Raw genomic sequence first — 22,174 nt, forward strand, 5'->3', positions numbered from 1 at the left:
CGCGCAGGCCGATGTGAAGGAGTCCAGTCATGACGAACACCTCGATCTCCCGGATGGCGAACCCTGCCGAGTTCGTGCCGGAGCTGAACGAGATCAGCGCCGCCCTGTTCCGGGCCACGGGCAACCGCTCGGTGCCACGCACCACGATGAGCCTCGTCCACCTGCGGGCCGGGCAGATCGTCGGCAACACCTACCTGACGATTCTGAACACCAACTTCCTGCGCAAGGCAGGGGAGTCCGAACAGCGCATCACCGCCGTCTCCTCCTGGCAGGACGCGCCGTACTTCACCGACGCCGAGCGCGCCGCCCTCGCCCTGGCGGAGGCAACCCTCCAACCCGCCCCCCACTGCAAGGAACGAGTCTCCGACGAGCTGTACGCGCAGGTGGCGAAGCACTACGACGAGAAGGCCCTGGCCACCCTTACCGTCGCGATCGGCCAGATCAACTTCTTCATCGCCCTGGCCGTCATCGGCAAACCGGCCCCGGTCGCATCCCTCGCCGACGAACAGTGGGACTGACCGCCCCTCCATCACGCGGCGGGAACCGCCTCCTCAGCCAGAGCGCTCGGCACTGACGACGTCAGCGTCAGACGTGGCTGAGGAGGCGCTCCAGCGGCCGGGGAACGCGCTCGAGGTCCAAGTGCGAGACGAGGGCTTGCGCGTAGAGCGCCTTGCGGCCGCTGTGCGTGCCCATGAAGCGCCGCAGTTGGTGCTCCACTGGTCGTTCCCGCTGTGCGGGCTGGCCCTGGAAGGTGCGGAAGGGGCGTATCTCCCCCTGGGCCTCGATCACCTGCTGCACGCCCTCGGTTCCGACAGCGCGGATCAGCTCGTCCTCCAAGTCGGCGACGCACATATGAAACCCCAGCGTCTCCAGTTCGGGGTGTTCGAGAGCGGACCCGAGCCCGACCCGCTCGAGATGACGCCGAAAATGCCGCTCCTCGCCAATGTCACAGAGACCGGCCAACGGGAGGCCGAGCCCTGGAGGACCGCACACGTCCAGGAAACGCCCGATGCTTGTCGCACCTCCGAGCGGTACTACCGCGACTCCCTCTGCGCCGAGGTCGCGGCCGTAACGTGTGGCCAGCGCTTCGAGTGCGATCTGATCGCTGCCCCCCTCGACGAGCACGATCGTCCGAACACCCCCGTCGGCGACCTCTCGCGCCACCGAGGCGGCCGCCCCTGACTCCGGTCCGCCGGCCGCCCACGTGGCGAGCGCCAGGCGGAATCGCCTCAACTCATCCATGAGACCTCGCTTTCAGACTCCAATCCTGGCACGGCCGCGATCTCGTACGCACGCACGTTTCCGCACGCGCGCTCGCCGCGGCCGACGCGGCGGCTGAGTGGTCGGCCGCGCCCAGCACCAGGGAATCGGTGCAGGCCGAAGTGGTGAGCGGGTGCCGGTGTGGATCCGGCGTACCCAGCCGAGCAAGGCGCGGTCGTCCATCATGGTCTGGGTAGTTGCCGCTCTCCCGGAGTCAGCAGGACACCGCAGCGTTCCCCCTCGGAGTACCTGGTTGGGACGTGAACCGGCGGCAACCCGACGTGGCCTGTAACAGGCCGGGTTCCGCTGCCACGAACCGCACAGTGGCACCGGGCACGTACGCGAAATTCTCGTACGGCCCGATCGCGTCGGAGGACACGCCCTCTCGCAGGCGAGGCGGGCTGTTGCAACTCCGCCCCGGGCAGCGGCCTGCGTTCAAGGAACTGGCCTCGATGAACTGGGCTTCGAGGGGGCGCAGATCGCCACTCGCAGGGGCGGACCGCCCGGCAACTCGCAGGCGGCCCTGTGGAGTCGCGCACGTAAGTACGGAGGGGTCCAGCGGTTCGGCGGGGCCCCGGAGGGGCTTACTCGTCGTTGCCGGGTCGGAAGCCAAGATCGATTGTCAGTGGTGGGTGAGAAGGTAGAAGCATCGAGTCGGAAAGAGGGGAAGCCGCCATGTCCGGAAACCAGAACTACATCAATCACGTCGCTCTCGTGCTGGATGCCAGTTCGTCCATGTCGCATCTGAACGGCAAGGTCGTCGAAGTAGCCGACCAGCAGATTGCATATCTGGCCCGCCGGTCGAAGGAACTGGACCAGGAAACCCGCGTCACGGTGTACATCTTCGCCGACAAGGTGGAGTGCGTCATCTACGACAAGGACGTGCTGCGTATGCCTTCCCTGAAGCAGCTGTACCGGGTCGGCGGAATGACGGCTCTGCTGGCCGCCACACTGAAGTCGCAGCGAGAACTGGCTCAGACCGCGCAACTGTACGGCGACCACAGCTTCCTGACGTTCGTATTGACCGACGGTCAGGAGAACGCAAGCCATCGCTGCCCGGACGCACCCAGCAGGAACGCGCGTGAACTGGTGCAGGCCGTCGGGAAGATGATCGAGACGCAGCAGGACAACTGGACGCTGGCCGTCCTTGTGCCGGACCAGTTGGGCAAGCGCGAGGCCATGCAGTGCGGCTTCCCGAAGGACAACATCGCCATCTGGGACGCCACGAGCACACAGGGCCTGGAAGAGGCCGGACAGGTCATCCGCCAGGCCACCGAGAACTTCATGGTGGGCCGCGCCCAGGGGATCCGGGGATCGCGGGCGGTGTTCTCCACGGGCGCGGAGGCGGTCAACGAGGAAACCATCAAGGCAGCCGGTCTCACTCCGGTCAAGCCGTCGGAGTACCAGCTGATTCCGGTGGCTCGTGATGCGGCGATACGGGAATGGGTCATCGAATGCGGGCACACGTACCGCACCGGTTGTGCCTTCTATCAGCTGAGTAAGTCGGAGAAGATTCAGGCACGGAAGAAGATCGCGGTGCTGGAGAAAAAGACGGACCGGGTGTACACCGGGCCGGAGGCTCGAGCACTCCTCGGCCTGCCGGACACGGAAATTCGCATCAAGCCGGACCACAACGACGAATACACGATCTTTGTGCAGAGCACCAGTGTGAACCGGAAGCTCGTTCCGCACACGCGACTGCTGCTGATGATCTGACGCCTCGGAAATCCGGGTCGGGGGTTGCGACCTTCCTCGTCACTCCACGCCCACCAGCAACGGGGTCGGCGACAGCGGGCGCGGCGTAAGCGTTCGTTTCTCACCTGGGGGCACGAACCGTCGAGGCGAGCGAGGTCTCGACAAACCCAGCCGCGCGGCGGGAACGCCGAAACCGGAGGTGCGCCGCTTCGGGCGGTTCGTCGTCGGCGTGGTCGAAGCAATCGTGCGCGGTACGTCAGCGCAGTTCGTAGGTGCGGGCGAGTATCCCCACGGTGGTGGCCATGGCCCGGCGGAGTTCGGCCGGTGCGACGACCTCGACGTCTTTGCCGAGTCGCAGCAACTCGCCGCAGGCGTGCTCGGTGCCCTCGACCGGGATGACCGCCTCGACCCATCCGTCCTCGCCCACGGCGGTCGCGGTGGAGTCGACCGCGCGGACCACTTCGGGCGGTACGTTGTCGGGAAGGCGCCGGCGCCCCCGAGGGGACAGACGGATGGTGGCAGTGCCGGTGTAGCGGCGCGCCTCGAAGTCACTCAGGTAAGAAGCCCAGTACGCTGCCAGATCGAAATCCTCGGGCCGGTCGAACAGTTCGTCGGCCAGCATCGCGTCGAGGACCTGTGCGACGCGGTAGGTCGCCGTCCCCTTCTCTGTGGCAGCCACGAGGTACCAAGTGCCGGACTTGAGCACCAGGCCGAACGGGTGAAGGCGGCGATTCACCTCCTGCGGGGCGCGCCAGCGGCGGTAGCGCACGTCCACCGCACGCCCGGCGAGCACCGCCTCGACGAACAAGGCCAGATGCGGAGTCTGTTCGGGTTCCCGGTACCAGCCGGGGGCGTCCAGGTGGAACACCGCCGCGGCCCGCGTGGCCTCCTCGCGCAGTCCTGTCGGCAGCGCGGCGAGGAGCTTCAGCCGGGCGGCCGCCACCTCGGCCGCGAGCCCGAGGTCGGCGGCCGGCCCGGGAAGTCCTGCGAAGAAGAGTGCCCGTGCCTCGCCCTCGCTCATTCCGGTGAGACGCGTACGGTAGCCGTCGAGCAACTGGTAACCGCCCCCACGGCCCGTCTCGGCGTAGACCGGTACGCCAGTGGCCTGCAGGCGCGCCAGGTCCCGGTAGGTGGTCCGTACGGACACGTTCAGCTCGTCGGCTATCTCTGACGCGGACAAGCGGCCGCGCGATTGCAGCAGCAGGAGCACCGACAGCAGTCGACTGGCAGACATGCGCGCATTCTCCCCGGAAACCCTGACAGCACGTGTCACAGAGTGACCCTAGTGTCCGATCCGACAGGCGGTAGCCACCGCCCGAAGAGCACCGAACGGGAGCCCTGCTGTGCCAACGACCGACCTCGCCGGCCCGCCCGCCGTGATCGAACTTCGCCAGTACACACTGCGCCCCCGCCGGCGCGACGAGCTCATCGAGCTGTTCGACCGGGAGCTCGTCGAAACCCAGGAAGAAGTAGGCATGAGCGTGCTCGGCCAGTTCCGGGATCTCGACGACCCGGACCGCTTCGTCTGGTTGCGCGGGTTCCGGGACATGAGGACACGCCATCACGGGCTCACGGACTTCTACGGCGGCCCTGTGTGGGCCGAGCACGGCCCCCAGGCGAACGACACCATGATCGACTCCGACGACGTCCTCCTCCTGCGTCCGCAGTCGACGGGAAGCGCGGCCGGGAACGCCCTGACCACTGCCCTCTCCGAGCGGGCCCCGGTCGGAACTCCGCCACCGGACCGGTTCGTGGCCGCAACCCTGTGGTCCTTCGCACCCGGACGGCACGACGGCATCGAGCTGCTCCGGGACGGGCTCCTGCCCGTGCTCGCCGAGACGGGACCCGCGCCACTCGCCTTCCTGACCACCGAGCACGCGCCCAACACGTTTCCGCGGCTGCCGGTCCGCACCGGCGAGAACGTCGCCGCGATCTTCACCTCGTACCCCGACGAGGACGCACACCGCCGACACGTCGCCGCGGCCCGGGCTCACCCCCTCGTACGAGGGGATATTCTGCCGAGCGTCGAGCGAGAACAGACATCAGCACCCCGGCTGCTCAGGCTGTCGCCCACTGGCCGCTCACTCATCTCCTGAGCTGACGTGCGGTGCGCATACCTTGCCCACCCGACACCCGCGCCGAGCACCGTCGCCCCCACGCCCCAGCCGCCTTCGACGTCCTGGCTTGACTGCGCCCTGCGGGCGGCGAGGCGGGTCACTCCCCTCGCGTGTCGTCAGACTTCGTAACCCCGTCCCGACCAGAAGTTTCCGGGGGCAGCCCCCGGATCATCGCTGTCTGGGATCGGATGGACTCGATCGCGTGGGCGAGGTGGTCACGGAGGGCGTGCGCATCACAGGACTCGGCTGTCGTCCAAGCCGAGTCCTGAACGTCTGGTTCACGCCGACTGCTCACTCTGGCCGCTTGCCCGCACAACGTGGTTCTGAACGTCCGAACCCACTCGCACCGCTCAGTCGGCGGGGTTGGCGTAGCTGTGCGGCGGATCTGGGAGCGGTTCCCGGCCTTCAAGGAACGGCCCCCGGGAGGTACGAAGTCGGGCGGGCGGACCCGACCGGTTTCAGACGGCCATCGCCCGGAGGGACGCACCCGCGAGCGGGACTGGCGACGGAGGTGCGGGGGCGGAAGCGTAGTCTGCCCAGGCCGCGGCCAGGCGGCGGACCGCTTCGGTCAGGGTGTCGTGCGGGGCGAGGAAGTGCAGACGCAGACGACGGGTGCTGCCTCCACAGGCGTCCATCGTGGCCCCCGGCAGCACAGCCACCCCATGGCGCAGGGCGACCTGCGCGAAGGACACCCCGTCACCGTGGGGCAGGCGTACCCACAGCGTCTGGCCGCCGGTCGCCGGGGCGCAGCTCCATGACGGCAGCAGGCGGGCCAGCTCGGCGCGCATGTGGTCGTGGCCCGCGCGCAGCGACCGGACGCGGTCGGCCAGGATCGACTCGAATTCGGCAAGCAGCCGCACCGCCACCAGCTGCGCCGGTACATCGGAGCCCAGGTCGTGGATGGCCTTCAGCCGGGCGAGCCGTGCGATCAGCGCGGCCGGCGCCCGCACCCACCCGATCCTGAGCCCGCCCCACACCACCTTGCTGAGCGAACCCACACCGATGACCTCGCCGTAGGCGGACAGCACAGGCCGTGCCGTCTGCCCGGGGTCCTCCTCGAACGCGAGATCGGCGAGCACCTCGTCGTCGACGAGCGGCACGTCGAGGGCCTGCGCCGCCTCCACAAGGCGGCGGGCGCGCAGCGGGGGCAGGACGGTTCCGGTGGGATTGTGGAAGCGCGAGACGACGTAGGCCAGGGCGGGACGGTGACGCTCCATCGTCCGGATCGCCTCGTCGACGTCGACCCCGTCGGGCCCGACCGCGACCGGCAGGGGCGCGGCCGCCGCCTCGCGGAACAGGTCCAGTGCGCCGGGGTACGTCGGCGCCTCGACCAGCACCCCGTCGCCCGGCGCCACCAGCAGCCGGGTCAGCAGCGACAGACCCTGCTGGGCTCCCGTGGTGACCAGGATCTGCTCCGGCTCCGTGGGCACCCCGCGCGCCGCGTACCGGGCCGCGACCGCCGACCGCAGCGGGGCGAGCCCGGCCGGGTGGTAGCCGAGGTCGCAGGTGGGCAGCGTCAGCTCCGCGTACGCCCGTACGAGTTCCGGCGGAGGAGTCATGGGACCCGCGCAGCTCAGTAGGATCACCCCGTCATCCGGCGCTTCCAGCAGGTGCAGGAAGAGCGGATTCGATGTCTCCGTCACCCGGGGTCCGGGAGTGAGCGCGGCCGGGGCGACGCGGGTGCCGCTGCCCTGGCGCCGGACCAGCCGGCCCTCCTGGCGGAGGGTGTCGTACGCCGCGACTACCGTGGTCCGGCCGACCGCGAGCGCGGTCGCGAGCCGCCGGTCGGGCGGCAGCGGCGTGTCCGGCGGCAGCAGACCGTCGTCGATCAACTGCCGCAGTCGGGCGGCGAGGAGAAGGTACAGCGGGCCGCGACCGGCGGACCAGCGGCCGAGCCGTGCGACGAGTTCGTCAGGGCTGAGCGGCGCGGCGAGGGGCGGCGTGAGGGCTGGCACGGGCGGCGCGGCGAGCGACGGGGGTGGGGGTGGTGACATTGGCTCCATTGGCAGACCAATCTGCCGGGATTGGTCCTGTGAGCGCAAGTCGCCTGTCCACAGACTGAGTTCCATGAGCCACGACACCGGAGCCCTCCGTCCCGAAACCCTCGCCGCCCACCCGCCCCGGACGGAGATCCGGGGCAGCCGCCCCATCGGCGTCCCCCTCCACCAGGGGCACGTCTTCGCCTTCGACACGGCCGATGCGATGGCCGATGCCTTCCAGGAGCCCGACACCTTCCTCTACAGCCGGCTCGGCAACCCCACCGTCCGCTCCCTGGAAGACGCCGTCGCCCGGCTGGAGCACGGCGTCGCGGCCCACTCCTTCGCCTCCGGCATGGGCGCCATCAACGGCGTCCTGCTCGCCATGCTGTCCAGCGGCGGCCACGTCATCGCGCAGAGCTGCCTGTACGGCGGTACGTACGCGGTCCTCACGGACCTCGCCGAGCGGTGGGGTGTCGAGGTCACCTACGTCTCCGGCACGGACCCGGAAGAGGTGCGACGGGCCGTACGGCCCACGACGCGGCTGCTCTACCTCGAGACCATCGCCAACCCGACCACCCGCGTAGCCGACCTCCCCGCCCTCATCGCCGAGGCGTCCCAGCACGGTGTCCCCACCGTCGTCGACAACACCTTCGCCTCGCCGCTGCTGTGCCGGCCGCTCGCATTCGGCGCGGACGTCGTCATCCACTCCGCGACCAAGTACCTGGCCGGGCACGCGGACGTCCTCGGTGGGGTGGCCGTCTTCCGGGACGTCGAGTTGCACGGCCGTATCCGCCACTACGCGATCGAGCAGGGCGCCTCGACCGACCCGTTCGCGGCCTGGCTGACGCTGCGCGGGATGCAGACGCTGGCGCTGCGCATGGAGCGCCAGTGCGCGAACGCGCTCGAACTCGCGGGACGGCTCGCCGCCCACCCGGCGGTGTCCGCCGCACGTCATCCCGGCCTGGCGAGCCACCCGGACCACGCGATCGCGCGGCGGGTGCTGACCGGGGGCGGCGGGGTGGTCTCGTTCGACCTGGTGGGAGGCCGGGAGGCGGGCCGGGCGTTCATCGAGGCGGTACGCCTCGCCTCGCTCAGCCCGTCGCTGGGCGACGTGAAGACCTTCGTGATGCACCCGGCCTCCACCTCCCACCGCCAGCTGGACACGGCGGCCCTGGAGACGGCGGGGATCGGCCCGGGCATGGTACGGCTGTCGGTCGGCATCGAGCACGTCGAGGACCTGTGGGCGGACGTGGAGCAGGCTCTGGAGCAGGCGGCGAAGGCGGCCTGAGGAACCACAGACCGTCCCCGGACCCGCAGGGCGCGGCTACGCGAACACGCCCTCGGCTCCGGGGCCGGGCCCGACCGACCGACCGTACCCACGCGAGGCGAGATCTCTCCGGCCACCCGCCCGGCCGCGATTCCCAGGACCGAGGTTTCTGAAGCCTCGTAGCCCAGCGAACAGATAATCGGTTGTCTGTTGGCGATGGTGGTGGATGCATTGTCCGGCACGGTCACCCACGTGCGCCCGCCTCGGCGAGACGAGACGATCGCGCACTGCCGGACCTCCTCACTCGGCGATCAAGGCGAACTCCGATCACACCGTCGCACGGGAGACGTCAACGCATGAACACCCCGCCATCACCACCATCGCCTCCTGAAGCGGCGCGGACTGACGAGTCGCCATCCGTCCGGATCGGCGCTCTCGTGCCGCTGACTCGGCCTGGCTGGGTCGAGGCAGGCCGACACTTGCTCGCCGGCCTCGAGCTGGCCGTCCGCGCGGTCAATGACGCCGGCGGGATCGTGGGGAGGCCACTCGAGTTGGTGGTCCGAGACACCGCGGCCGATCCGCAGAAAGCCACGGCGGCCGTCGACGAATTGGCGCGCACGGGCGTGGCCGCCTTGGCCGGGGAGTATCACAGCGTCGTCGCTCGCGCCGCTGCCGCCAGGGCCGACGCCCTCGGCCTGCCGTTCCTCTGCTCGTCAGCGGTTCTCGACGCGCTCACCGAACAGCCGACGCAATGGGTCGCGCGCCTCGCCCCGCCGCAGTCCCGCGGCTGGCAGGTCTACGCGGACTTCCTCCTCGGCACCGGCCACCGCCGCATCGCCGTAGCAACCCAGCCGAGTGTCTACTGGGCCTCTGGCACCCGCATTCTGCGGGACCACCTCGCTCTGCGCGGCGGCACCGTCATCGAACTCGACATGGGCGCGCTCGCCCCCACTGCCGTGTGCGACGAACTCGTCGACAACCGCGCGACAGCCCTCCTTCTTCTGGTCGGCCACCCCGAGCCGGCCGTGTCGATCGTCAAGTCCGTCCGCCGCGACCAGCGCCTCGCCGGGGTCACGATCGGTGCTCCGGCCGGGCAACCTGAGTTCGCCGAGTGGGCAAAGCCTCTGGGCGACGACAGCACCGCGATCCCATTCCTGCGCTACCTGCCCGAGCGCCTCACCCCACTCGGGACACGAGTCGAAACGGCCCTCCGCGAGCGGTTGGCCGAAGCACCCTCCTTCGTCGCCTTGGAGGGTTACGACACGATCACCGTCCTCGCCGACGTGCTGCGCTCTCACGGCACGGACCGGGCACGCATCGCCGCGTCCTGGCCGCACGTTGCCGTCGAAGGCACCCGCGGTCCGATCCGGTTCACCCGCACGCCAGGCATCAGCGTTTGGCAATGGGCTTGGACGTCAATCCAGGTGGTCGATCGGGATCCGGCGCAACCTGACCGCTTCCGCACTCTTCACGCAGGCTGAGAGAGAATTGATGCCACGGTCAAGGCCTGCGCTCGCGCCTTGGTCGAATGCCTGCGCAAGCGACTCCGCCGCACTCAGGCGCAGCTTTTGCCTGCAGGAGCCGATGCTGCTCATCGCCCAGGTCCTGACGGAATCCGTGTCCTCTACCAAGCGCAGCAGATGTCGTGTGGTTTGTTGCGCATCGTCCATCCACGCGGCGACGGACTCCTCCTTGAGCACCGCTGTGAACCGCTCCCGCGCCACAGACACGTGCCCGACGAGCGCCGCGGCCACGCCGGCGTTCCATTGCTCCCAGAACCATCCGCGCCTCACCGGCTGAGCAGCCAGGTAGTTCGCCGCCGACCCGAGGTCCGGGAACTGGATTCGGAGCTTCTCTATTTGTGTTCGCCCACGACATGCGAGCTCGTCTGCAACCCGCGAGAACTGCTCATCACTGCGGTAGTCCTCGGTGTGGCTCAGTCGCTCACTGACGTTGAACGCGAAATGACCAAAATCCTGCCACAGCCACATCACTCCGACGTGCAGACCGCTCCCCTGGCTCCACGTGGGGGAAGGGAACTCGACGAGCCCCAGCCACCAGCCGTGGTCGTCCAGCCAAAGGCGGGACCGGCCGTGCTGACGCAGGCCGAGGGGGCGGAGCTGGGACCTGGCGGCCGCAGCCACCAGCCGCGACGCGGAAGAGGGAGGTGCCATGACTGCATTCTCCTCCGAGCGTCAGCTCGGTCACCGGGCGCCTGACGAGGGTCCGGTTCGACGACAGCCCTCAGCGCAATCCTGACCTTGGCCACGTACGGCTGCCTCAGGCCGGGCGCATCGCATTTGTGATCAAGCGGGGTCAGCCAGCGTGAGCCTCCACGCATTGGCGCCAGGCGCTGCTGCCGAATGCCACTCCGCGAGGCCGCTGGCGACGCTGCCCCTCGCCACAGGTCCGCATTCGTCCTCCCGTCTCCCACAGCAGGTGACCCGAAACGCGCTTCACGATCGGCCACTCGGGTTGCGTCGCGGTCGGCCAGGGACACCTGCGCTCCACCCGCCCGCGTGCGCGCTGAGGAATGATCGGGAGCCCTACGGGGGCTGATGCGAGCTGTTCCCAGGTGGGCCCTGCTGTCGTCGGGGAGTGCCCCCGTCCTGTTGGTCGCAGGCTGGACGATCGCGGCACTTCTGGAAGGGCCTGCGTACGATCCCGCCACTCAGACGATCAGCGTCCTGGGGGCCTACGGGGCTGCGGGATTCTGGGTGATGACCGGCGCCCTCCCCGGCCTGGGCGTCTGCCACCTGCTCACCGCTTGTGGGCTGCGCGCGGCCGCGCCTGCGGGGCGTGTGGCGCTGGGCTGCGGCGGGGCAGTGGCATGGGTGGTGGCTCTGCTCCCCGTACCGCGCAGCGGGGGTCTCTGACCCACGGGTCAGTCGTTGCGGTCGGCATCACTCTCCTGGCGGTGTGGCCGGTTCTGGCTGATCGCGGCAAGTCCGCATCATGGGGACTACGCCCCTTGGTGGTCGTCGCCTCTTGCCTCCGCCAGCCCTACAACAGTGGACCCTCGGAATGACCCGGGCTCGACTCTTGCTGCCGCCGGAACCATCCTCGTCACTGCTCCGCTCGTCGACGCCTTCGGCGTAGGTTCGTCAGTGGGGATGGCCGTGCCGGCCCAAGGTCTGCACGGGGTTCGCGCCGGGGCGGGTCCACTGCGGCACGGGGCGGCTGGTCGGACCCCAGGTGGCGTTCCCGTCCGCGTCCGAGCGCCAGAACCAGCACGGGCTGCCGCCTTCGGGCCAGCCCTCCGGCTTGTCCTCCCACACCTCGCCGCGCCCGTAGGGCGTCATGTCGAGCAGGCCGAGGGATCCGTTGATCCGCTCGTTGCCACGGCCGGTCGTGGAGTACGTGAGGAACACGCGGTCGCCGTCGCGCAGGAAGCAGGTGACGTAACCCATGGTGCCGCCGACCGGCGCGTCCACGTCACGCACCGAGTACCAGGGCTGGGTGTAGCCCATGAACTCGACGTAGGCGGCCACCTCGTCCCAGCGGCCCGTGGTCAGGATGACGAACGAGACTCCGCGGGCGTTGAGGTACACGGCGTCCCTCAGGTGCCAGGCCGTGGTGGTGCAGCCCTCACACTGGCCCTGGTGCGGCGCGCCGTCGTACCACATGTGCTTGTACACCACGAGCTCGTCACGGCCCTGGAACAGGGCCAGGAACGGGACCGGGCCGTCGGGTCCGACGACCTCGACCGTCCCGTCGAGCTTCACCATCGGCAGTCGGCGGCGGGCCGCGGCGATGGCGTCGCCCTCGCGAGTGTGGGCCTTCTCGCGGACCAGCAGCTCGTCACGGGCGGTCTGCCAGGTGGCCAGGTCGACCACCGGCGGGCGGCCGGGCAGAGCGGTGGGCGGTTCGTCCGGCGTGGTCGTCATGGTGTCCTCCGCTGTGTCTCGTTCCGGGCAGCGCCGTACGACGGTCTAGGACGGTCACAGGAACAGACTCCCGCCCCGGCCGAAACTCATCGCAGCGGTGCCCTGCCGGTGCTGATCGCCCGGGGCAGACGGCTGCATGCACCTGTCGACGCAGCTCCACTGGCCTCCTGCCACCGAAGAGTGCACTCCTGGCGCGCCGCTGACCTTCCTGCGACGGCGTGGACATCTGCCGGCGCGGCGTCGGACTGCGTGGAGCCTCGCGCTTATCGCCGACAGAGCACCGCAGTGAATCCGAGCAGAGCCCCCAGCGTCCCGACACCGGCCAGCGCCAGTGCCGTTTTCGGCCTTCTCGCCAGCCACTCCAGCCCCCGGTAGAGCGCCGTAAGGGCGAGCAGCGCGAGCGTGACGTGCAGCAGCATCGCCAGACTCACGCCCACGACCGCGCCGGCGATTCGGAAGCGTTGCCACAGCAGCGCCAGCGCCAGCGGGATGACGATGGCGCCCGACAGCCCGCCGACGAGCTCGACGAACCACGGCCGGTCACCCATCCAGGGCAGCGGAATGCCGGTGATCGTGACACCGAACAGGTCGAGCGGCGGGCAGTCGAAGAGGTCGAAGGACGCCCAGACGCCGAGCGCGGCGATCACGAAGACGGTCGCGGCCGCAATCAGGCGGTAGTACCACGCGCGCCTCTTCGACCAGCCCGTTCCCTTGCCGTCGAACATCGTCGCCGTCGCGACCGCCGACCAGACCAGCCATCGCCGGATCAGCGCGGTGCCGGCGTCCGCCATCGCGTCGCGCAATACGCGGTCGGCTTCCGCCCGCAGCACGAGGTGGCCGTCGGTCGAGGTGTACGTCGGATTCCCCAGGGGGTGGATGAGCCCGTCGTGCAGCAGTGTGGCCGGAAGGTGCTCCCCGGTCTTCGGCACGAGCCAGGTGAAGAACGCGGGCACGGAGGTCAGGTCGCTGCAGAAGGTACGAGTGCTCCCTGGCACCAGGAGCTCGCCGAGATGCCGGTCGCAGTAGGCGATTCGGCGCTGCATCGTGAATTGCTCGCGGCCGCCCTCGACGTGCCGGAGCAGCTCGATGCGAACATCGGAACCGCGGTCGGGCGGAACTTCCTCTTGTCCCTCGTCGGCGTCGATCCCACCGTCGTAGAAGCGGCGCGGCTGCCGGGTGACCGGGCGCTCGGCATCCCACTTCATCGCGCGGCCTCGTATGCCCTGGTCCCGTCATTGCTCCGGGTGGGTTTCATCAGGTCTCCAGGCACGAAGAAACCGTCGGGCGCGAACATGCGTACCTCCCTGTCAACCAACAGATACGTACTCCCTTTTCCCTACCGGCGATCGGCTACCGCTGTCCCTCCTTCTGCGATCTGTCACCCATACACGCGCGACTGAGCGGCAACGCAGGGATGCGCTTCTCCGCCCGAGCGGCCTACACCCTCGTTCTGGACATTGCGCCGACCAGCGGCTGCCGTAAACCGCCACATCCGAAAGTGCCGTTGGAGGGCTCTGGCGTTCGGCGCACCAGCGCACCGCTGGACGTGGGGCGCCTGCCCGACGCCGGTGTCGTCACCGGCACCGCGCAGGAGATCCTCTGCAGTGCTCCGACCACGCCCCTCCGTGCGAGCAGGCTGTGCCACGGCGACGCGCCCAGTCCCTCCGCCGCCATATTCCTCACCCCTTGACCGCCACTCCATACCCCCCTGATCTGAGCATCTCCTCGGGGCCGTCGGCGATTTCCGCCGCAGCCTTGCCTGTGCTGCCGCAAGCCCCTGACCGAGTGAATGGACCTGATCGAACGAGTTTGAGCTACGACCATCCAGATCCCGCATGCCCCAATCCGCCCATTGGAACGCGTGTTCACGACACGCTCGCGTTCCGCCCGTGACGGGGGCAGATCCGGCGCGTTTCTTAGAGCACCAGTGCCACATCGACGCCCAGACGGAGGACACCGTGCACCCCACCCCTGCCCCCTCGCACCCCCTTTCCGGAATCGAACGACGACCCGGCACGGTCAGGCACCGCGTCGGCGGTGCCCGTCGCTCAGCGTGTCCGGACAGGGGGAAAGCGGCATGAGTGAGACCAGTGATGCGTTAGCCGACGGCGTCCCGGGCCCGCGCACCGCCCCCCTGCCCCCGCCACCCGCCACCATCCCGGCCGGGCCGCAGGACGACAACCTCACCGACGAGCTGAAGGAGGCGTACTGGTCGGTGCACGACGGCGCCGCCGCCAGCGCCACCGTGCGTCAGGTCCTCACCGAGCTACCCCGGATCACCGCCCTGATCGGCCGCCTCGCCTGGCAGGCCGATCGGCGCGCGACCCTGTGCGTGATCGTGTGCCAGCTGGCGTCCGCCGCGATGACCGCCCTCGGCCTGCTCGCAGGAGTCACCGTTCTCCAGCACCTGTTCGCCCAGGGCCCCACCCCCGACCGCGTGCGGGCAGCCCTCCCCCAACTTCTGCTGGTCGTTGCGCTCCTGACGGCGCGGGCCGTCCTCGAAGCCGGGGTCGCGGTCGCCCAGGCCCGCGTCACACCGAAGATCCGCACTGCCCTGGAGTACGAGTTCCTTTACCTGACCGCACACGTACGGCTGGAAGCGGTCGAGGACGCCGGCTGGCACGACGAGGTGTACCGCGCCAACGACCGCGGTCTTTTCTACGCACGCCAGATCGTCGGACAGGTCGTCTCCCTCGCCTCCGCCGCCCTCGCGCTCGTCGGCACCGTCGGCGTGCTCAGCATCCTTCACCCTGCCCTGCTGCCGCTGCTCCTGTTGTCCGTGCTGCCGGTCGGCGTCGCAGCCGTCCGCAGCGCCAGGGCCCGTTTCTCCTCCTTCAAGCGGTGGAACGCCCTCCAGCGCCGGGTGCGGGTCTTCTCCTGGCTGCTGCTAGACGTCGACGCCGCCGCCGAGTTGCGTTCGGACACCGCCCAGGGCGCACTGCTGGAGGAGCACCGCCGACTGACCGTCAAGATCGCTGCCGAGGACTCCAGGCTGGGCGTGCACGCGGCGCTCCTCAACCTGGCGGGCCGGGCCGTCGGAGGGCTCGGAACCGGGATCACCTACGCGGCGCTGGCCGGCATGCTCATCGCCGGATGGCTCCCGCTGGCCGCCGGAGCCGGCGCCGTCCTGGCCATCCAGTCCGGGCAGGCCGCGCTCACCCGGCTCGTCGAGGTCGCCCACCTCGTCTACGAGCACGCCCTGTGGGTGACCGACCTCCTCGCCGTTCAGGAACGCAGTCGGCAACTCCTCCCGCCACAGGCCGCGTCGGCGGCGCCACCGGCAGTGCGGACGATCACGGTGGAGGACGTGCACTTCACCTACCCCGACAAGGACACCGCCGCCCTCAACGGCATCAGCATGACTCTGGCCGCAGGTCAGAAGGTCGCCTTCGTCGGCCTCAACGGCTCCGGCAAATCCACCTGCGCCAAGCTGCTCGCCGGACTGTACGAGCCCCAACAGGGCAGCGTGCGCTGGGACGGTGTCGACGTGCGCGAAATGGACGCGGCCTCACTGCACCGTCAGGTCGCCTGCGTACTCCAGGAGCCGGTCCGCTTCCCCTTCAGCGCCCTGTCGAACATCACCGCCGCCACCGGCACGCTCACTCATGCCGATCCCGCCCGCGTCATCGCCGCCGTCCGCGCCTCGGGCGCCGATACTGTGATCTCCTCCCTCCCTCTCGGCTGGGCCACGCTCCTGTCCAAGCGCTTCAAAGGCGGGCAGCAACTGTCCGGAGGCCAGTGGGCGAAGATCGCGGTCGCCCGCGGCCTGTACAAGAACGCCCCGCTGCTGCTCCTGGACGAGCCGACGGCGAGCATGGACCCGCCGTCCGAACACGCCGTCTACGAGGCCGTCCTGGGCGGCCGACTGCGCGAGGACCAGATCACCGTGCTGATTTCCCACCGGCTGGCGAGCGTCGTCGACTGCGACACGATCTACGTCTTCGACGACGGCCGGATCACCGAGTCCGGCTCCCACGACGAACTCATGGCTCTCGGCGGCGCCTACGAGGCGATGTTCACGCTGCAGGCCGGCGGCTACCAGCCCCGCACCCCGGAGACGGAGGCGGCCACGTGACCACCACCGCCCGCTGTGCCGACCGCGTCGCCGCCCATGTCCGCTGCCCGAGAGGTACCTCCGTGCGGCCTGCCCTATCAGACCTCCACGCCCTCATCGAGGGCTGCCTCGAGCGCCACCCCGCAGAGCGGGAACAGCTTGCTTTTCCCGCCGTACTCGACGTGTGGGACGAGCCTACGAGCCGCACGACGATGCCGGGCCACGTCACCTGCAGCGCGGTCGTCGTCAACCGAGATCGACGCGTGCTGCACATGGTGCACAAGGCATCGGGGAAGCTGCTTGCACCGGGCGGCTGGGTCGAGGCGGGTGACTGCAGTCTCCTGGCTGCGGCCGTACGTGAGGTGTGCGAGGAAGCGGGGATCCGCCCCGGACACGTGCGCGGCGACATCGGCGTCGTACCGGACTCGCACGGCCCGCCGCTCGGCGAGCACCACGCACACCACGGACACCAGGCACACAGGGCACACAGGGCACCGACAGGAGACGCGTCATGAACCAGGACCTGGCATCTACCGCCGCCGAGGTGCGGCCGCCGACCGCTGCCGGGTGTCCGCCGGCCCGTGCTGCCACGCCGGCCGACGCCGAAGGCATCGTCCGGCTGCGCTCCGATCACGTCCTGTCCAAGCCCCTGAGTGAGGAGTGGATCCGGCGGTGCACCGCCGAACTCGCGCCGAGGCTGGCCCCGACGGGGGACGCGCGCGCCTTCGTCATCGACGCCCCGGACGGCTCGCTCGCCGCCTGTGCCCTCGGACTGGTCCACCCCGTACTCCCGGCACCGGCCTATCCGCGAGGGCTGGCCGCACGCGTGCACATCGTCGCCACCCACCCGGATGTCCGGCGCCGTGGATACGCCAGGGCCGTCTTGTCCTCGCTGCTCGACCACCTCTCCCACGTCGAGCACGTCACGCTGTTCGAACTTCACGCCAGCGACGAAGCGGCGCCGCTCTACCGTGAGTTCGGGTTCGCGGGCAGTCCGGCGTTGATGCGGATGACGCGCCGCGAAGAACCGGCCGCCCCGTCCGGGGAGAAGCGCCGCTCCGGCTGGATGCCGCCCGAGCAGTATGCCGAGACAGTCCTCAAGGCCACCGCCTTCGCCTGCGTCTACTTCACCGACGAGAACGAACAGCCGCTGCAGCTGCACTCCGTCTACTCCCCCGCCCACCCCTGGCAGCTGGTCGGCGGAACGATGGACCCGGGCGAGCGCCCCTGGCAGACGGCCGTGCGCGAGTGCCGGGAGGAGACCGGGCTCACGCCGGCCGAGCCTCCCCGGCTTCTGGCCACGGTGTACGGGCTGCCCGGCGCCGAGTGGCCCTACAGCACGGTCGGCTGCGTCTTCGACGGCGGGCGCCTCACCCCGGCGCAGATCCGTGACATCTCCTTGCACGCGGAGGAGCACGACGAGGTGCGTGTCCTGCCCCTGGCCGAGTGGGAGGCGCTGATGCCGCCGCAGGACTTCGCGCGCCTGACCGCCGTCGCGGAGGCCCGCCGTACGGGCGTCGCGGCGTACTTCGACACGTGGGACTGGGGAGACGAGTGAGCGGCAGCATTGTGCCGTTGTCCGACCCGGGGGTGGCCGCGCAGGATGAGCTGATTCCCGAGGTCCACGACGCCGGCCGGCCGTTCGCGGCCGCACTGAAGGGCTGACGCGCCGGACCGCCCGCCCTACGATCACGCCCATGTCGACAACTCCCCCTTCCCTCCCCGTCCTCAGGGGCCGCGGCGGCGCCGTCCTCACCGCCGACTCGGACGCGCTCGTCCTGGACCGCCCGAGTGAGCAGGTCACCTTCGTGCCGGGAGCCATCGCGCGGGTGTGCGCCGAGGGCCGGACGGTCACGGTCGAACTGCGGGCGCGTCGCGGAACCGCCCCGACCGTCTACCGAGTGGAGGACGTGAGCGAGGCGGACGCCACCGTATTCGCCGACGGAGTGAACACGCTGCTCCCGGACCAGGACGACGGCGAGGTCGACGGCGCCGCCCTGACCGTCGTCCGCTCCCTCACCCCGACGTGGCACCAGAGGTTCGTGCGCCGGCTCCTGTGGGGCATGTTCGGGTTCTTCGTGACGCTCGTCGCCTTCACCGTGGCCGCCGGTCTGGCGGGGACCGCGGTGTCGGTCATCGCCATGGTCATATTCGGCGGGATCACCTGGGTCAGCCTCGGGGTCGGCGCGTACACGGTGCGGCGGTGGCTGCGCGAGCGCTGGCTGCGCCGGCACGGCGTCACCGTGACCGCCACGGCGGCCGCGACGCCGGGCGCGTATGTGTACATGGACGGTGCCGGCACCTACCGGGGTTTCATGCACGGCGACGACGGCCCGTACGTCACGGTCAGCTACGACCCGCGTGATCCGGCGGACGTGCTGGTGCCGCAGCCCCCGCACCTGCGCCTCCTGAACTCGGTGCTCGGCTCGTTCCTGCTCTTCTGCTCGCTCGGCGGCATCGCCCTGCTGGTCCTGCTGGCGGTGGACGCTTTCACCGGCGGCGAGTTCAGCCGCGGCGCGGACGGCGTCTAGGCGCGTGCGTTCGGATGACCTGGCGGATCAGCGGAAGGTGTCCGCGACGTGCAGCCCGGCCAAGTTCCTGGACACTCCGCACCCGCTGTCCGGCCACGTGCACCGGGCGACGGCGGTCGTCTGTGAACAGGACGCCGACGCGGGCCCACACCCCGGGCCCGCGCCCCGGCGCCGGGCCGTCGGCCCGGTGGTACTCAACAAGCTGCGACGGTACTCATGGACACCCACTCCGTACCCTCGCCTCGCCCACGGCGTCGACGTGGCCACCAGCCGGTCTCGCGCGTCCCCCGTGGCCATCCGGAGGCGACAGGGACCATACGCGTCTTCCGGCCAGCCATCCCGTCAGGCCCGGCAGCGCAGCATCTCAAGTGGCGGGTTGGCGAGGAGGTCTGCCCAGAAGTCTTCACCGAACTCGCGGATGCCGGCCTCGGACACCTGCAGCGGAACCCATTCCAGCTCACTGAAGCCAGCCGCCAGCAGACTACTTTCGTAGACTTCGCGGCGCGGGGCCGCGACGACGATGCTGATCGGCTGCGGTTCGAGGAGAGCCGTGACGCGCGCCTGCGGGCCTGTCTCGGTTTCCACACCGGTGGGCTCGCAGCGGAACCCGTACCTGTCCAAGGACGCGTTGTCGAACCGGTAGTCGGGTTTCTGTGCGAGCACGAAGAACTCTCCGCCCGGCACCAGGCTCCGGTGGATGTTGCGGCACATCCGCTCCATCGCCGCGATGTCCGCCGCGTAGTTGAGACACTGCACTCCCACCGCGATGTCGAAGCGCCGCTCGACGGCGCGCAGTTCGGTGACATCACCGACCTCGTAGCGCACACCCAGCGGATCGCGCTGCTCGGTCGAGCGCGCGGCTGCGATCATTTCGACGGAGATGTCGACCCCGAAGACATCCGTGGCGCCGCGCCGCTTGAACTCCCTGCTGTAGAAACCGGTGCCGCACGCAAGGTCGAGAACCGACTTGCCGCTCACGTCCCCGACCATCCCCAGGAAGCTCGGCACCTCCCCGTAACGCATCAGCGGCAGGGACTTGAACCCCTCGAACGCCTCACCGATCGCGTCGTACTGCTGCTGCACGCTCATGTGCCGCCCCCTTCTGTGCTTCATCATGTACGGGGCCACGCCGGCGCTCCGCCATCGGACGCTCGCCGGGCCGCGGCCGTGGCAGAAAGTCTCCTCCCACCCCGACTGGCCCCCGTACTGGCAGATGACACAAAGAAGTTGGCTGGGTGATCCTCCTATCGCCCAACAGGACGGCACGGCCTCACACTGGATGCCGCGATGCGTGCGAGCGCTGTTGCGGCATCGGGAGCGGCAGTCACCGGTGCTCGAAGTTCGGCGCCGGGCCGGGTGGGACAGCCGACACGAGCGCGACGTCACGCCGGCGAACTGCCGACCGGTGGTGGAAGCCGGCGTCGATGCCGCGCGTGACGCCTCCGTACGGTGGCGACGCCCCGAGGGCCGGCACCGCACCCGGGACGGTCCGGCCGGCGTTCGCCTCTCCGCTTCGCCACAGTCGTGCGTCTTCACCGGAGGCGGTACTCAGACCGCGTCGTTGAATCCCGCCAGATCCGTCCCCGCACAGTGGTGACTCGCGTCCCCGTCCAGCTCGGGACCCAGAGCGAGCATGTCGAGAAGCAGAGCGAGGTCGGATGCGTCCCTCGCCCGGCCCGCCAGGGCAAGCCGCGCCCGCCGACGCTGCGCCCGGCGCCGCACTTCCCCGCTGTGATGGTGTTCGACCTTGTCCATGACCGTCGATCTCACCACGACTCCGACTTCCGCGCGCGCCGACAGCCGGGCCGCAGCCCTTGGTAGAGGCGCAGGGGTCGTCCGAACGCCCGCCCGCGTCTGTGCTCCGACCGCGACGACGTGTAGAGGACGGCCCGTACGGGGAGCCGCTCCCCGTTGCGGTTGAAGGAAGCCGGGCCTTCGCACAGGCCACATTCGGCCGTATGGCGCGAGGGCTCGGGCTCACCCACGGGCGTCGATGGACGTCAGCGATTGTCGCCGAGTTCCTGGTGCATCTGGCGCTGGTCGGTCGTCCTGGTCGTGGATCGAACGCCGTCGTCGGTCTTCTGCCACTCCTTGTCCCGCTCCTGATGCCGCCGCGCTGCCCCAGCCGCCGATACGCCAGGGCGCTACCCGCGCGAGCGGTCCGGCCAGTAGCGCCGCCCCTACTTGTTCGCGTCCCGGAGGCGGCCGAACGCCTTCGTGAGGGCGTTCAGCGGCGAGCCGCCGGGCTTGGCCGGCCCCGGCGCGGGCTGCCGGGGCACACCGTCGCCGCCGGTCACCTCGGCCAGCGCGGCATGTGCCGACTCGGCCGCCTCCCGGTAGAGGTCGCAGGACCTCGTCATGGCGTCGAGCGCCTCGGCGTACTTGACGACCATGCTCCGGGCGTGGACCAGCTCCTCGTCCGGGGTCAGCAGATGCCAGCCCTGGCGCAGCCGCGTCAGGGCCGGCTCGGCGTCGCCGGGCAGCGGCCGCGGCAGTGCGGCGAACGCCTGGATGGCGCTGAGGAGTTCGGCCGGTTCGGAGCCGTCCAGGAAGACGCTGCGCACTGTGAAACGGTCCGCGTCGTACTCCGGATGCCGCGGCTCCGTGGGCAGGACGACGCCACCGCCGCGCGGCAGCCGCACGTCCAGCTCCCGCTTCAACGCGAAGTCGGCGATCTGTGCCTGCTCCGGTGTGCCCCGGTGCTCGACCACCCGGTGCCGCAGGCTCGGCGGCAGGAAGGCCGAGACCGGCTGCTGCCCCCTCGCGTCCGGCGTCATCGCCTCGTGCACCACGACATGGATGTACCAGCTCCCGCGGGAGCAGTCCCGCAGCCGATGGCGCAGCTCGTCGTCGTCCTTCGGCAGGTGGTTCGCCGCCCGCAGGCGCACGCCCGGCACCGTGTCGTGGTCCCAGGCGACCCGGTCGCTGTCGGGCCAGAACATGGTGGCGGGCGAGGGCCACCCCGGGTCCCACGTGCGCTCCGCCTCGGCGGCGAGGACCCAGGTGACGCCCTCGTCCTCCTTGCGGCGGGTCTCGGCGTCATACGTGGTCAACTGCGCGCGCACGGTGACGTCGTCGCCCACGCGCCAGCGCGCCTCGAAGAGGCGACGGGCCGACGGACCGGGGTCGGCGGCCTCGTCCCGTGGGTGCAGGACGGTGGAACGCGCCGCCTCGACGGGGTCGAGGTCCAGGAAGTCGTCGAGCACCCCGGCCGCCTTGAGGGCGGTCAGGTTGCGCCGTACGTCCTGCTCGGGCTCGGGCCCGAGGTGGCGCCCGCGTCCCAGCCACGCGGTGTCGGGGACGATGGTCGAAGAGCTTCTGTTGTTGGCCATGGCATCGTTCTGTGGGTGATCGGGGCCCGACCAGTATGGCCCCAGCGCCGTG

At 70.1% G+C, this 22,174-nt stretch carries 18 protein-coding genes and 1 pseudogene; 10 read left to right on the plus strand and 9 right to left on the minus strand.

What is annotated here, in order from left to right; all coding sequences use genetic code 11:
* Positions 1-29: 29 nt before the first annotated feature.
* Positions 30-518 (plus strand): carboxymuconolactone decarboxylase family protein, encoded by a 489-nt coding sequence (locus AC07FK_RS23870; RefSeq protein ID WP_479106944.1) that lies wholly within the window; start codon positions 30-32, stop codon positions 516-518.
* 67 nt (positions 519-585) lie between these two features.
* Here the strand turns inward: AC07FK_RS23870 and AC07FK_RS23875 are convergent, their stop codons facing one another.
* Complete coding sequence (locus tag AC07FK_RS23875; RefSeq protein WP_479106945.1) at positions 586-1,242, minus strand: TOPRIM nucleotidyl transferase/hydrolase domain-containing protein; 657 nt, start codon at positions 1,240-1,242, stop codon at positions 586-588.
* A 693-nt stretch (positions 1,243-1,935) separates the two neighbouring features.
* Between AC07FK_RS23875 and AC07FK_RS23880 the strand changes: the two genes are divergently transcribed.
* Positions 1,936-2,976, plus strand: a complete 1,041-nt coding sequence (locus tag AC07FK_RS23880; protein ID WP_479106946.1) for a vWA domain-containing protein — start codon at positions 1,936-1,938, stop codon at positions 2,974-2,976.
* Positions 2,977-3,211: 235 nt separating this feature from the next.
* On the opposite strand, the gene AC07FK_RS23885 is transcribed toward AC07FK_RS23880, so the two are convergent.
* A complete protein-coding gene (locus tag AC07FK_RS23885) occupies positions 3,212-4,189 on the minus strand; it encodes a helix-turn-helix transcriptional regulator (protein ID WP_479106947.1) in 978 nt (325 codons plus the stop codon).
* Between the two features lie 109 nt (positions 4,190-4,298).
* On the opposite strand from AC07FK_RS23885, the gene AC07FK_RS23890 reads away from it, so the two are divergent.
* On the plus strand, positions 4,299-5,051 hold the full coding sequence (locus tag AC07FK_RS23890) for an NIPSNAP family protein (RefSeq protein WP_479106948.1): 753 nt from the start codon (positions 4,299-4,301) through the stop codon (positions 5,049-5,051).
* A gap of 479 nt (positions 5,052-5,530) precedes the next feature.
* On the opposite strand, the gene AC07FK_RS23895 is transcribed toward AC07FK_RS23890, so the two are convergent.
* On the minus strand, positions 5,531-7,066 hold the full coding sequence (locus AC07FK_RS23895; protein WP_479106949.1) for an aminotransferase-like domain-containing protein: 1,536 nt from the start codon (positions 7,064-7,066) through the stop codon (positions 5,531-5,533).
* A 73-nt stretch (positions 7,067-7,139) separates the two neighbouring features.
* Between AC07FK_RS23895 and AC07FK_RS23900 the strand changes: the two genes are divergently transcribed.
* Positions 7,140-8,339, plus strand: a complete 1,200-nt coding sequence (locus AC07FK_RS23900) for a trans-sulfuration enzyme family protein (RefSeq protein WP_479106950.1) — start codon at positions 7,140-7,142, stop codon at positions 8,337-8,339.
* Positions 8,340-8,674: 335 nt separating this feature from the next.
* Complete coding sequence (locus AC07FK_RS23905) at positions 8,675-9,799, plus strand: ABC transporter substrate-binding protein (RefSeq protein ID WP_479106951.1); 1,125 nt, start codon at positions 8,675-8,677, stop codon at positions 9,797-9,799.
* Here AC07FK_RS23905 and AC07FK_RS23910 read toward each other — a convergent pair.
* Positions 9,734-10,492, minus strand: a complete 759-nt coding sequence (locus AC07FK_RS23910; RefSeq protein ID WP_479106952.1) for a hypothetical protein — start codon at positions 10,490-10,492, stop codon at positions 9,734-9,736. The two genes, AC07FK_RS23905 and AC07FK_RS23910, sit on opposite strands and share 66 nt — an antisense overlap.
* Positions 10,493-10,876: 384 nt before the next feature.
* On the opposite strand from AC07FK_RS23910, the pseudogene AC07FK_RS23915 reads away from it, so the two are divergent.
* Positions 10,877-11,292: pseudogene (locus AC07FK_RS23915) on the plus strand (DUF998 domain-containing protein); the annotation flags it as partial.
* Between the two features lie 130 nt (positions 11,293-11,422).
* Here the strand turns inward: AC07FK_RS23915 and AC07FK_RS23920 are convergent.
* Both AC07FK_RS23920 and AC07FK_RS23925 read right to left on the minus strand, forming a co-directional pair.
* A complete protein-coding gene (locus AC07FK_RS23920) occupies positions 11,423-12,205 on the minus strand; it encodes a DUF899 domain-containing protein (RefSeq protein ID WP_479106953.1) in 783 nt (260 codons plus the stop codon).
* A 263-nt stretch (positions 12,206-12,468) separates the two neighbouring features.
* Complete coding sequence (locus AC07FK_RS23925) at positions 12,469-13,410, minus strand: DUF1353 domain-containing protein (RefSeq protein ID WP_479106954.1); 942 nt, start codon at positions 13,408-13,410, stop codon at positions 12,469-12,471.
* Positions 13,411-14,282: 872 nt separating this feature from the next.
* Between AC07FK_RS23925 and AC07FK_RS23930 the strand changes: the two genes are divergently transcribed.
* From AC07FK_RS23930 to AC07FK_RS23945, 4 genes are all read left to right on the plus strand, one after another.
* Positions 14,283-16,280, plus strand: coding sequence for an ABC transporter ATP-binding protein (locus tag AC07FK_RS23930; protein WP_479106955.1), 1,998 nt, complete (start codon positions 14,283-14,285; stop codon positions 16,278-16,280).
* Positions 16,281-16,531: 251 nt separating this feature from the next.
* Positions 16,532-16,774 carry an NUDIX hydrolase gene (locus AC07FK_RS23935; protein ID WP_479106989.1) on the plus strand — a complete coding sequence of 81 codons (243 nt, stop codon included), beginning with the start codon at positions 16,532-16,534 and terminating at the stop codon, positions 16,772-16,774.
* On the plus strand, positions 16,771-17,817 hold the full coding sequence (locus AC07FK_RS23940) for a GNAT family N-acetyltransferase (protein ID WP_479106956.1): 1,047 nt from the start codon (positions 16,771-16,773) through the stop codon (positions 17,815-17,817). The genes AC07FK_RS23935 and AC07FK_RS23940 overlap by 4 nt, the downstream gene beginning before the upstream one ends.
* Before the next feature lie 139 nt (positions 17,818-17,956).
* Entirely contained in the window at positions 17,957-18,790 is an 834-nt protein-coding gene (locus AC07FK_RS23945; RefSeq protein WP_479106957.1) for a hypothetical protein, read from the plus strand.
* A gap of 342 nt (positions 18,791-19,132) precedes the next feature.
* Here AC07FK_RS23945 and AC07FK_RS23950 read toward each other — a convergent pair whose 3' ends face one another.
* From AC07FK_RS23950 to AC07FK_RS23960, 3 genes are all read right to left on the minus strand, one after another.
* On the minus strand, positions 19,133-19,879 hold the full coding sequence (locus AC07FK_RS23950; RefSeq protein ID WP_479106958.1) for a class I SAM-dependent methyltransferase: 747 nt from the start codon (positions 19,877-19,879) through the stop codon (positions 19,133-19,135).
* 459 nt (positions 19,880-20,338) lie between these two features.
* A complete protein-coding gene (locus AC07FK_RS23955; protein WP_479106959.1) occupies positions 20,339-20,560 on the minus strand; it encodes a hypothetical protein in 222 nt (73 codons plus the stop codon).
* Between the two features lie 410 nt (positions 20,561-20,970).
* A complete protein-coding gene (locus tag AC07FK_RS23960) occupies positions 20,971-22,122 on the minus strand; it encodes a hypothetical protein (protein WP_479106960.1) in 1,152 nt (383 codons plus the stop codon).
* Positions 22,123-22,174: the final 52 nt, after the last annotated feature.

The organism is Streptomyces sp. NPDC046122 (assembly GCF_056429965.1).